At 50.5% G+C, this 12,079-nt stretch carries 7 protein-coding genes and 1 tRNA gene; 7 read left to right on the top strand and 1 reads right to left on the bottom strand.

The features are described from left to right. The first annotated feature begins 23 nt into the window (after positions 1 to 23). The 7 genes from ampD (at position 24) to BMX62_RS08450 (ending at position 9,156) form a co-directional block, all read left to right on the top strand. Positions 24 to 572: a 1,6-anhydro-N-acetylmuramyl-L-alanine amidase AmpD gene (gene ampD, locus BMX62_RS08480; RefSeq protein WP_090207346.1), complete on the top strand. Its 549-nt coding sequence runs from the start codon at positions 24 to 26 to the stop codon at positions 570 to 572. An 80-nt stretch (positions 573 to 652) separates the two neighbouring features. Continuing rightward, positions 653 to 1,528 (top strand): regulatory signaling modulator protein AmpE, encoded by an 876-nt coding sequence (ampE, locus tag BMX62_RS08475; RefSeq protein ID WP_090207342.1) that lies wholly within the window; start codon positions 653 to 655, stop codon positions 1,526 to 1,528. 201 nt (positions 1,529 to 1,729) lie between these two features. Further along, positions 1,730 to 2,494 carry an inositol monophosphatase family protein gene (locus BMX62_RS08470; protein WP_090207337.1) on the top strand — a complete coding sequence of 255 codons (765 nt, stop codon included), beginning with the start codon at positions 1,730 to 1,732 and terminating at the stop codon, positions 2,492 to 2,494. Positions 2,495 to 3,077: 583 nt separating this feature from the next. After that, a tRNA-Arg gene (locus BMX62_RS08465) sits at positions 3,078 to 3,154 on the top strand. 1,109 nt (positions 3,155 to 4,263) lie between these two features. Continuing rightward, the gene (locus BMX62_RS08460) at positions 4,264 to 6,372 is read left to right on the top strand and encodes a DEAD/DEAH box helicase (protein ID WP_143339715.1); all 2,109 of its coding nucleotides are present in this window, start codon (positions 4,264 to 4,266) and stop codon (positions 6,370 to 6,372) included. Positions 6,373 to 6,583: 211 nt separating this feature from the next. Next, positions 6,584 to 8,719 (top strand): AAA family ATPase, encoded by a 2,136-nt coding sequence (locus BMX62_RS08455; RefSeq protein WP_090207327.1) that lies wholly within the window; start codon positions 6,584 to 6,586, stop codon positions 8,717 to 8,719. Then, the gene (locus tag BMX62_RS08450) at positions 8,719 to 9,156 is read left to right on the top strand and encodes a hypothetical protein (RefSeq protein ID WP_090207325.1); all 438 of its coding nucleotides are present in this window, start codon (positions 8,719 to 8,721) and stop codon (positions 9,154 to 9,156) included. The genes BMX62_RS08455 and BMX62_RS08450 overlap by 1 nt, the downstream gene beginning before the upstream one ends. A gap of 151 nt (positions 9,157 to 9,307) precedes the next feature. On the opposite strand, the gene BMX62_RS08445 is transcribed toward BMX62_RS08450, so the two are convergent. Beyond that, complete coding sequence (locus BMX62_RS08445) at positions 9,308 to 11,800, bottom strand: DNA phosphorothioation-associated putative methyltransferase (protein ID WP_238375920.1); 2,493 nt, start codon at positions 11,798 to 11,800, stop codon at positions 9,308 to 9,310. Between the last annotated feature and the right edge of the window lie 279 nt (positions 11,801 to 12,079).

Raw genomic sequence — 12,079 nt, 5'->3', positions numbered from 1 at the left:
TAGGGCGGGGCGGGTATTTTATCATGAACATCGACACCACCGGCTGGCTGGACATCGCAACACGGGTGCCTTCCCCCAATCAGGATGGGCGTCCGTCGGGGATGATGCCGGAACTCATCGTCATCCACGCCATCAGCCTGCCACCGGGGGCGTTCGGAGGCCCCTGGATCGACCGGCTGTTCACCAATACCCTGCCACCGGAGCCACATCCTTTTTTTGAACAGATACAGGGGCTTAGGGTATCCGCCCATATACTGATCCGACGCAATGGTGAAATGGTGCAGTATGTCTCCTTTCTCCAGCGGGCCTGGCATGCGGGTGTGTCCTGTTTTCAGGGACGGGAACGCTGCAATGACTTTTCCATCGGCATCGAGCTGGAAGGCAGCGATGTTCATCCCTTTACCGGTGCCCAGTATGAGCGGCTGGCCCGACTCATCGCCGTCCTGAAAAAGACCTATACTGGCCTGGCCGATGCCCCGGTGGTGGGGCATTCCGATATCGCGCCAGGCCGAAAGACTGATCCAGGACCTTGTTTTGAATGGTCCAGGTTGCAAGTATTGTTGGATGCCTGACCTCCGGACATGGGAAGTTCTGACGCGGGAGTGACGGCAAACGAAACTTCAGTCACCTTTTCAAACCCGGGAAACCCGCCATGTCACTGTTCATCATACTGGTCACATTATTCATCGAACGTTTCAGTAATACCGTCGAAAATCTAAGGAAATTCAACTGGCTGGATCGATATACCACCCTGATACGCAGCCGTTGTGAACGGTTTGGCCTGGGCAGCACAGCCACCCTGGTCATCACCGTGGCCATCCCGCTGGTGGTGCTGGTCATCCTTATACAACTGATCGGCGGCATTCTGGGTGGTCTGGTGGGCATACTCATCGCCCTGGCCGTGCTGCTGCTGAGCATCGGTCCTCGCAACCTGGGTAAAGAAGTGGACGCCTTCCTGGAAGCCGGTGCCATGAAGGACGAGGCGCGGGAGATGAAACATGCCCGCACGCTGCTGGGGGATCAGGTACCCGATGATGCCGCCGAACGGGCACGGGCCGTGCTGCAAAAAATGCTCACCGGCAGCAATGGCAGTCTCTTTGCCGTGTTGTTCTGGTTTGTCGTGCTGGGACCGGTGGGTGCCCTGCTGTACCGTCTGGCCAACCTGATGCGCGCCCCCCAGGGGACCGAGCCGGACGGCTTCCAGCAGACGGCCACCCAACTGCAGGGATTACTGGACTGGATTCCTGCCCGTCTGATGGTGCTGTTCTACGCCCTCACTGGCAGTTTTGATCGGGCCTTCCCGGTGCTGCGTACCGGCTTTTTGGGAAGTTGGGGCAATATGGTGGCCGAGAACGAAGCCCTGTTACGGGATGCCGGTTGTGAGGCCATTCAGCTCGACGAGGAAGAACTCCAGGAGCCCCTGGCGGCCCGTTCCGCGGTAGAGCGGGCTTCCAGTCTGGTGTTTCGCAGCGTGATTGCCTTCGTGGCCATCCTGGCCCTGCTGACCATCGTCGGTGTGACCGGCTGATGCTGTGTCAACGCCCCCCGACTGAAGTCGGGGGCTTGTGAAAGCAAGCCGGGTTGACCAGCCTGAGCGTCACTGATGCCCTTTACGGGGCAGAGCCTTGCGGCCCTGTGGGTGGAAGGCCCACACCTTTTCCTGTGGCTGCAAGACCGTAGCCGCAATTCCTCCCGTGATTGAAATCGCGGGTTTCCTTGCGGAGAGATTATGACCCCATGCCTGAAGACCGCCATCGCCGCCGCCCTGAGTGCCCAGGAGGTGATCCAGCGCTACTATCGCCAGGAGGTGGCGGTGGAGATCAAGCCGGACCAGACGCCGGTGACGGTGGCCGATCTGGAATCGGAACAGGCCATCAAGTCCATCATCACCGCCGCCTTTCCCGACCATGGCATCTATGGAGAGGAAACCGGGCAGGAGCGCATGGATTCGGATTGTCTGTGGCTTATCGACCCCATCGACGGCACCAAGAGCTTCGTGCGTCGCTATCCCTTCTTCTCCACCCAGATTGCCCTGCGCCGTGACGGTGAACTGGTGATCGGAGTATCCAATGCGCCCGAGTTCGAGGAGATGGCCTATGCAGAAACCGGCGGCGGTGCTTTCCTCGCGGGGGAAGCCATCCGGGTGAGCGATATCTGCACCCTGGAAGCAGCCACCTTGTCCATCGGCAATGTCAAAACCCTGGCCAGCGGTCCTGGCTGGCAGGGCCTGGCCCAGATTGTCCAGCGGGTGAACCGAACCCGGGGTTACGGAGATTTTTATCACTACCACCTGCTGGCCTCCGGGCGCATTGATCTGGTGGTGGAATCGGACGTCAATATCCTGGATATTGCGGCACTGGCGGTGATCGTGCGTGAAGCAGGTGGAATCTTCACCGATCTTCAGGGTAACCCTCTGACCCTGGATACCACCAGCGTACTGGCGGCAGCCACCCCGGAGCTGCATGCCCAGGCCCTGTCGCTGCTCAACCCATAAAGAAGCCAGCTTTTTGCATTCTCCCTGGCCTGAAGGTCGGAGATTCCTGCGGCGCTCAGGCGCGGCATCGAGCCGCCCCTGAGTCGCTTCGATGGGTTTTGCCGCTGGCGGCGCCCCGACGGTATCGCTCACTCCCATCCTGCCGATTGCGCTAACCCCCCAGCCTGTGTAGAAAAATGCTTTCTATCCACAAAACCTGTGGATAAGTCTGTGGATAACTTGTTAAAAACCGCCGCAAAGCCGCGTGGGAATTAGGGTTGTGCTAGATTGATCAAAAAATAACCACCTTTTTAAGGTTTTGATTTAAAAGAATTTTTATTTTGCGATTTGACGTGTCAGTTCTGTCTGGGGACAAGTCTGCATTGGATCTTATGCACTGTTTGGTGCTGTGCATATTCCTCGCTTCGATCTTGGCATCTGCCTTGGTTTAGGCTATCCTCTGCGCCCTTATTGTGGCTGCCGGCGTTATCTTGTACCGGTGGGCAGCTGCCGGCTCGTCGGTGCTTTAGCCGGTGCTGTTTCCAGGCACAGAACAGCGTTTTTTGTGCCGGAAAAAATAAAATGTGCTAATCTAGCCAATCAAGCGCCCGTAGCTCAGCTGGATAGAGTACTGCCCTCCGAAGGCAGGGGTCACTGGTTCGAATCCAGTCGGGCGCGCCATTTCCTATCAAATCAAAGGCTTACAGCTTCTCCATCGGCGCCGAAATGGCCGATGAGTGCTGACCACGCCTGCCAGCACTCGTTTTTGGCCTGTTTGCGGCCAACACTCAGCGAGTCAAGGCCTCCTTTTTCCAGAATTCCCCCTTTTGGGCGTGTGCCCTGGGTGTGCCCGTGGCCGAGATGGGCCCGGATTTTTTGGGGTTTGGGTGAGTGCTGCCCGCGTCTGGGCCAATCCCAAGGATCACGACCCAAGAAACGGAGTCCCGCCCCATCTGAGAGCATGGCCTTCGCGCTTGGCGCTCTCTAGAATGCTGGTCGAGCGCATCTCGGCAAAGCCGTCGGCTGTGGGTGCTGGAAGAAGTTTTCTGCTATTGCGAGATACCACCTTGCGCGTATACCGTGTGGTGCCGATGCGCCGGATGTGACTAGGAACCGACAGTAGCTCTAAGGGGGGCGCCATAGGTTATGCCACGTTGGAAGGGAATTCGAACTGCTCCACAGCTTTTGGTCTTAATGCCGCCTATAGCGGATACAAACCTTCAGTATCCTTGGACGGGCTCAGGGGGGGCTCAGTCTGAATTGCGAGTCAACACTCCATCTCGAGCAACTATCCTCGGCTTTGCCGGCCGCTGCTCTGGACCCCAGCGCCTATCGATTCGCTCTCTCCGAACATTGCCGCCGATCCCTTTATGTGAATCAAGTCCAAATATAGAGGTGAATGTAATATTCGTTCTCGAGTCATTAGTTCCAAATAATCAATCTAATTACTCCAGTGCATGGCCATGGTCGGTGTCGCCCATGCGTTATGGCTGCCGGCAAGGCCCAACAGTAACTCGGGATGCGTTAAGACAGAAAAAGTGCTCCACCAACATTGGCAGATCCCGACCGCTGTTCTCGCATGCCCAGGGTTGTGGGCTTGCGCTGGAAATCAACGCGATTAGTGGAAATGCTATTCCGAGCGCCTCTGTGGCACCTCAAGATTATCGGGCAAGCTCTTTCTTGTTCTCTATCAATAATAGATTTCCCATTGTTTTACTAGCCTGAGCGTGGGTCTTCATGGTGACGACTCCGTTTGTGCTGCTAAATTAATAAAATGCGAGTAAGCGAAGGTGAGCATAAACCAACTTAATGCGCTGCCATCTGTCTTCTTTCCATCTGAGATCGATAGCGATAGGGTCATCTTTTGGCCTATTGCGAAAGAAAGTCACGTACTAGATTGCATGGTAGGTTACTTCACAAGCGGGGTTTTGTCGGAGCTAGCAGCAACAATTTCTTGCTATCTCAGGTGTAATGCCAATGTAATGCGCTTTATTATAAGTCCTCAGCTAAGCCAAAATGACCTTCTGGCTATTCAGCGCGCACTGGAAGACGATGAGGATTACTTTGAAATTCTATTTCCCGGGTTAGTTTACGAAGAGTCATCACTTCGTAACTATACCCTTGCGGCCTTAAGTTCACTCGTATCGCAGGGTAGAATAGAGCTTAGGCTGGCACTTAAAGAGAGCGGTATATTTCATGCGAAAGCATGGTTCTTCACTACGCCATACGGTGGTGTCGTTATTCATGGCTCTAGCAACGCAACTCACGGTGGCCTCGGAGAAAACTTTGAGCAACTAGTGCTGAGTCGGTCGTGGTTGAGCGATGAATCAGAAGAAATTTACGAGCAATTGAAGGGTAAGTTTAACTGTCTATGGCGGTCCGAGTTAGCTGGCGTTAAAACTATACCTGTTAATAAGTCAACCATGGAAACATTGGAAAAGTTGGCGCGTGACTACAAGTCGCCCATAGAAGATTTTCAAAACCTATATCATCAACACGTGGCGCCTCAGTGTCCAGAGAAGTATAACGTGATGAGCCTAAAAATCCCTGATTATCTGGTTTACCGGGAAGGGCCATTTAAACATCAGGGTGAAGCAGTTGATTGCTGGTTGAAAAATGCCGGCCAAGGTATAGTCTCGATCGCAACAGGAGGAGGTAAAACCATCTCCGCGTTAATCGCGGCAGCCAATTTACTTGACCGCGAAAATCATCTCATGATTGTTGTTGCCGTTCCCACGAAAGCCCTTATGCATCAGTGGGAGAAAGACATTAAGGAGTTCGGAGTCGAGCCAGTAAATACTGCTGGTAAAAGTCGACAATATATATCGGCCAGTATAAAGCAAGGGTATCGAGCTTTAAGGTTGGGTGTGGCTAAAGTCCAAGTAGTGATTGTTACCTATAACGCTCTATTTAGTGGCTACTTTGAAATAGACGGTTCCGTGAGGAGGGGGGTCTCGTCGCTCCTTATAGCAGACGAAGTGCATAATGTAGGTAGCGAAAAGTCCAAGGTTAATTTCCCAGTTATCTTTAATTTCAAGCTAGGGCTCTCCGCTACCCATGAACGTCAGTACGATGAGGAAGGCACCGTATTTATCAAAAGGGAATTCGGCGATGTCGTGTATGAGTACGGTTTAGGTGATGCTATAGGTAATTGTCTAGTTCCATACAAATATAAAGTGTATTTCACTTACCTTACGGCGGAGGAGGAGGATGAGTTTCAGGAATTAACCGAAAAAATAAAGAGACTATCCTTCGCAGCCAACCTTGATGGAGATTCAAGCGCTAAGGAAAGGTGGGAGCAGCTCTGCATCAAAAGAAGGGCTCTTATTGAAAGTGCCCAGTCTAAGATTAATAAGCTATTTGAAGTGCTACCTCATGATGTCGACGCAATAACGAAAACGCTAATCTTTTGCACCGATAAGAAGCCAGAGCAACTTGAAGTAGTCAACTGTCGTTTGAATAAGTTAGGCATTAGGTTTCACCAAGTTACAGCAGATGAAACCTCTAGTACTAATTTGCTAAAAGGTATAGTAGATTCATTTTCCAAAGATGAACTACAGGTTCTGACTTCAAAGCGCGTCTTGGATGAAGGGTTTAACGTTCCTCAAATCGAAAAGGCCTACTTGCTCGCTAGTAACACCGTTCGGCGACAATGGATACAGAGGTTAGGGAGGGTGCTTCGTTTATCGCCGGCAACTGGAAAGACATTTGCGGAAATATTTGACTTCGTGATTTTGCCTCAAGTTAGTGGAAAAGTTGATGAGGATCTCAAGTCGCTGCTTGAAGGGGAATATAACAGAGTAGAGTTTTTTTCTAGGAACAGTAAGAACTACATGGAGGCCAATGGCGGTTATTGGGCGACAGAAAAGATAATGGATTTATTGAGGGAAAGCTCATGAGTATCTCGCATAAAAAGATAAATTCAATGATAGAAGATGTCGTAAATGGAGGCGGATTTGACGAGTACAACACGTCGGCGCTTAGGGATTTATGTCAGAAGGTTTATTTGATCGAGTCAAGTATTGATGAGCGATCAAGTAGAAAAGTGCGAGCCGACATTAAAGATGAGATTATGCGGCGAGCGCTAGAAGTGAGCGCCAGGAGTGATTCATGAAACTTATTTCCGCAAAAATAAGAAATTTTAGGCTGCTTAAGAAGCTAGATCTCGATTTCTCAACCGACAAAGAAAAGCGGCTGACGGTCATTAGGGCTGCTAACGAAACTGGTAAAACGACCACCCAGAACGCTCTGATTTGGTGCCTTTATGGTTCAAAGGCGTTACCCCAAAAAGGTGCTTATTCATTATTTCCTTCAGACGAGGATGGGTCCGATGGCAAAAGCGTACAGGTCTCGGTGGAGATTGAGTTCGAGCTAGCACATGTGGCGACCTTTGGTAAAGGGAATCATCAGTATAAGAAAGCTACCTATCGTCTAGTACGGGTTTGCAGTGAGGGCGCACCTAAGGAGAACACTATAGTTAGGAACGGTGAGGTTCGTACGCTTTGGAAAGTTACGCCCAATGGCACTGAGAAAGTCAACGACAATGACGTGCACGCTACCATACACAGCGCATTACCGGAATCTCTAAAGGACGTCTACTTTACTGACGGCGACAGCGCCATGTCATTTATAGAGGCCGCAGCTTCGCAAGGGGTTAAACGCAAGCGAGTCGCCAATGCGATTGAAGCGCTTCTAGGTCTAAATATTATTGATAAAACTATTTCTCACTTATCAGCGGTGTCGACGGAGTTTGCACAGCAAATCGACAATAAGGATTACGCTAAGGAGTTAGAGAAAATTGATGATCGGATCCTGGGGCTAGGAGAGGATATCGATGCCTGGAGTAAAGAGCTTGATGAATGTAGAGTTGTTCTAGCAGATATAAATAAAGGGTTAAAGATAAAAGATTCAGAAATCGATGAGGCCCTAACGTTAGGCGATAAAGATAAGCTCGTTCAAGAGAAGCAGAAGCTTCAGGGGGCGATAAAAAGGAATCTGAATTCCCTTGAGTCTGCTTATAAAGAAATTAGCCGAGTAGCGTCATGTCATGAGATGGCAATGGCGCTTCTTCAGAAAGAAATCGAAGGTGCCAAGGAAATACTTAATGACCTTAACCAAGCCAAGCAGCTGCCAAAGGTGAACGTCCCAATACTAGAAGAGCTCCTAGATCGTGATTACTGCTTTTGCGGATCCGATTTACGTTCAGGCTCTCCGGCGGGCGATGAGAAGAGGCGCAAGATCGCTGCCGCAATTGAGGCGAGTCGCGAATCTGACCTTATTCAGGAGGCGGCGTCTAGTCTATTTTATAGAATCAGGAGTAGTCAGCCTGGTATGGCGAGAGAGGCTTGGTTAGAAAAATATAGTACAGAGTCACAACGTCTGATGAGTCTTCTTAAGAGTCTTCAAGAACAAGAGGAAGAGCTTGAAGTTATAGAAGAAAACATTAAGCAAGTTCAAGATAGTCAACTTATCAAGCTCCGCGAGCAGCGCGACAAGCTTCGCGAAGAACAGCAGAGATATCGCGGCACGGAGGCTACAAGGATTAACCAGATAGGCGAAGCAAAGGTGCGACTAACCGAGCTTGAAGAGGACCGTCAAAAGGTAGGAAGGAAGTTAGGTAAAACGAACACGTCCGCTTCTAACTGGGATGTTTCGAATATAGTAAAAAAAGTTTTTGTTGAAATAAAAGAAAGCTTGCGTAAAGAGGAGTTGGGTAAAGTTAGCAAGGAGATGAATCGTATCTTTTTGTCGATGATAGGGTCGGACTCGGAGAAGTCAGAGTTCTCGATGATCCGGCATGCGGAGCTAACCGAAGAATTTGATATTATGGTTTATGGGCCAAATGGTCATATACTCAATCCCGATCAAGATCTTAATGGAGCATCGCGGCGTGCTATCACGTTGGCCTTCATTCTTGCGTTGACCAAAGTGAGCGAGGTTGAGGCGCCAAATATTATCGATACTCCTCTAGGGATGATGGCAGGATATGTTAAGCAATCTGTTCTTCTCAATGCTATTAGGGAAGGAAACCAGATTATATTATTCCTTACGCACGACGAGATCATGGGTGTAGAGGGGATTATCGATAAGTATGCTGGCATGGTATATACCTTAACTAACCCCGCACATTATCCGAAGATGCTTCTGTATAAGCCAGAGGTAAAGGCCACGACTATTGTAAGGTGTGAATGTGATCATCACATGTATTGTCGCATTTGTCAGCGTAGAAGTGTGGAGATAGCCTGATGTCAGAGAATCCATTTTCATCGTACAACATCGAAATGCCAAAAAAGTTCGATGGGCAGGTTAGACGTTTTTGCCTAAGTGGTGGAGGTGGTAAGTCTAGGGAGATTTCGCCATTCGAGCGCCAAGTAGATTTTTGGTTTTGTGCTTTTGTCCTGGCGGTGCAGGGTAGACTTTCCCCCTCCGAGGAAAAGGATACCTACAATGTTGTATCCGCAGCAATTCTATCTACAGATCCGTATAGGGTGACATACATTCAAGCAGTCTATCTCGCTATGACCCGTGATTTAGACGGGTTGGCAAGCCCAAGAAAGGTCATGGATTTCGCGTTAGGTATGGCGAATGCTGGTATTCCATATCTTATACAGATTCTTGACGATGTAGATCAGAAGCCATTGTGGAATTTATTAGATGAAATTGAAAAGCGAGCTGCGAAGTGAACCTAGGCATACCTACGATGTAGAACTTCGCGTGCTACTGTAAAGTACTCAAATATGCCTCGCGTCGGATGTTGCGGACATTCGACGCGCTTATATCGTACGGTGTGGGTTTTACACGGGGCCAAATGGCTCCATTGGTAAGTGTCGGGTGCTACTTAGTAACTAAAGTTGCCAAACTGCTGATAGCGACCACCCTGGGGACTCGCGTTTCTGCGGGCCCCATGCGCATCCATACAACCTGACGATTGTGCTCAGGACCATAGCTAACGTGGATCGGCTTGTCAGCATCGTAGAAGTAGAGGCGATCGAAAGGTGTATTCGTCGCGACCCAGTGGGCTACGTCACGCATATCTTCATCGCTGATGATAAAGTCGACGGCAGCACCCCCTCTTTCACAGATGAGCTTGCCCCGGCGGTTTTGTTCGCACGCGGCGTGTTGATCACGCTTAGCATCTACGCGAGCTGGGATATGTTTGGTGAGCTGTGGTGATGAAAAGGCGTAAGTAAGATGGATCATGCCAAACCACTCGATGATCGGATCAAGGACGTGTTCGGCTAGATCATTTAGCGCGTTCCAGCTTTCTATCCGCCTAGGTTGGTTGTCGAAACCGGCCTCCGCTGATAACTTCTGCCAGGTTTCACCGCATTCAATGAAGTCACGAAATCTGAGAAATCTTCCACACGCGTCATCAAGGCGTGGTTGGGTGAGGGAACGACGTAGCTGAAAACCATCGATCTCCCATCGGTGACGTCTTAAGGTGTCATGTAGTACTGCTGGGGGCGGACCGAATCCGGACAGGTCTAGTAGATCAAGTTCTGCGAGCGTTTTATCAAAAGCGCACTGTACTGGATAGTTAGGGTGCTCCTCGTTGAGATACCGGGACTTCCAGTACAAGTATGGTGGCTCATACTCATCACCGTAACGAAAGTAGTCAAAATCTAGCTGGCGTAACTTAATTTTGACGCGTTCAAGCATGCGAGGAAGTGGCTTGCCCTCAAAGTCGTCAAAGCTCATAAGGGAAAGTTTGCCAGAGCAAATATGTATCTTGACCAGGTCAGCGTTGCGCCAGTCACCGTATATCTGTGAGGCCGCTCCGATATAAATCCGCAAAAGGACTGGCAGACGCTCCACAAGAGAGCTATGCACTTGCAATGAACGGCGCTGCCCGTGCTCCCAAATTAAATGCCCGAGACCATTCTCTGCCGCTTCTTGGCATGCTCGGGCAATTTCATCTACGTCCGCGAGCTGTGATAGGCGCTGTAGACCTGCATCCTGAGCCTTGCGGTAACTACCAAAGAAAAAGCGAATGTCACAACGTAGACTCGGGTCTAGGTTTCGATAAGGCTGGCGACGGTCGAACTGAAGAAGGGCAAAATACGCTTCAAGGTCTGCAAGCCGCCTATTCTTCGATGCTGTTAAAGTGGCCTCAAACGCTTCGTCACCGATCTCGGAACGGCGTTGAATTTCAATGCAGCGCAAGGCTCCTTTAAAGGACCCGAATCCTTGAAGTAGAGCGTCATGATCAATGACTTCTTCCTTCATCGGTGTGCGGCCGAGGCTCAACCACTGCGCCCAAAGTCTATCGAGCGGTTCCCGATAGGCCATATAACGCTCGGCCGAGCGAAGTTCGGCCCCCCGGTTCCGTAGCCCATTGCGCTCAGTCCGATTAAGTGGTCGCGCGCTAGTTAGTGTGCATAAGTGTCTCCTACGACTTCTGTAGCGTTCGAGCAAGAATCGTTGCTCCAGGTCCTTGTCGCGGAAGACATAAAGCACACCTGGTGCAACTGGCATTGCTTCTTCATCTAGAGCGCGATCTAGATAGTCCTTAATTTCTCTCTGAGTGAAATATTTCTGGAATGTGTCCCGCTGAGTTTTGACTCCATCGCGAAACTGAGAACCTCTTGCATCGTTTTCGTTTGAAAGCATCACCGCGACAACGAGAAGACGCTGCGCTAATGACCAAGCACCCAGTAAGGCTTCCAGGCGCTCGTCGAAGTCCTCGATGACATTGATGACAAAGCCAAGGTTGACTAGATCAGCCGGCAGCCGGACTGTTTCAGGGGCGTAAAAAGGGTCCCAGCCGTAGGCTTCGATGCCATTATCCCTCAGGCCCCGAACATCATCCCCTCGTCCACATCCATAATCGAAGAGCCGGTAATTGCCATCCAGGAAACCGTGACGCTCGAGGCTCCGAATAGGAGCTGAAAAGTCATAGCGCACCAGGGCTGTACGCTGACGGGCGGCGCACCAATTGTCAGCACTCTCGATGGTGCGGTCACGCTCCTCGGGGGTGAGCGGTACAAGAGAATGACCACTTATCCGGTATCCAGATTCTCGCACCAACGCAAGCCATTGTCGCTGATAGCCGATTCGAGTGGAGTTGTCAAAGAGCCCTATCAACTCAGCAGCTGTGCTTAACTCCTTGTAGATCTCATAGCTGGGGTGATCGGGAGCTAAAAGTAATTCTTTGCGATGAAGGATAGGTGGGTTAAGTGAATGGCGATAGCTACGGTAGGAAGATTCCGAGCTTTCTGGCACATAACGCCAGCTATCAGCTAATGCCGGAAAAGGTTCATCAAAGAAGTCAGGGTAGTTTAGCAAAGCGACCTCCTTGAAGGTATTGCGGCATTCCTTATTCGACACTGAAGCCTCAGCCGAAACCCCCGCTCGCCTAGACTCTAAACGCACCACGTTAAATGATTTGCCAGGGGTTAATTCGAATGCGCTAGAAGCTGCTTCTATTGCGTATTCCCAGATACTACGCAGGGGTTCCTCGAGCGATGGCACAGATTCAATATGCAGGTAAGTACTAAGTCCTATACGTTTACCTAACATGTCAGTATCTCACTGATGGGCGCCACAACGTGACCAATCGATGATTCGTCAGATTAGAATTTTTCCTTTTCTTAAACCTACAGAGAT

The sequence above is a fragment of the Ectothiorhodospira magna genome (assembly GCF_900110965.1).
GTDB lineage: Bacteria > Pseudomonadota > Gammaproteobacteria > Ectothiorhodospirales > Ectothiorhodospiraceae > Ectothiorhodospira > Ectothiorhodospira magna.
This window is presented reverse-complemented; position numbering and strand designations above follow the sequence as displayed.

Bases quoted from the DNA above. Each gene is read 5' to 3' on its own strand.
- BMX62_RS08450 (WP_090207325.1), top strand. From the start codon at position 8,719: ATGTCAGAGAATCCATTTTCATCGTACAACATCGAAATGCCAAAAAAG.
- BMX62_RS08470 (WP_090207337.1), top strand. From the start codon at position 1,730: ATGACCCCATGCCTGAAGACCGCCATCGCCGCCGCCCTGAGTGCCCAG.
- ampD (WP_090207346.1), top strand. From the start codon at position 24: ATGAACATCGACACCACCGGCTGGCTGGACATCGCAACACGGGTGCCT.
- ampE (WP_090207342.1), top strand. From the start codon at position 653: ATGTCACTGTTCATCATACTGGTCACATTATTCATCGAACGTTTCAGT.
- BMX62_RS08455 (WP_090207327.1), top strand. From the start codon at position 6,584: ATGAAACTTATTTCCGCAAAAATAAGAAATTTTAGGCTGCTTAAGAAG.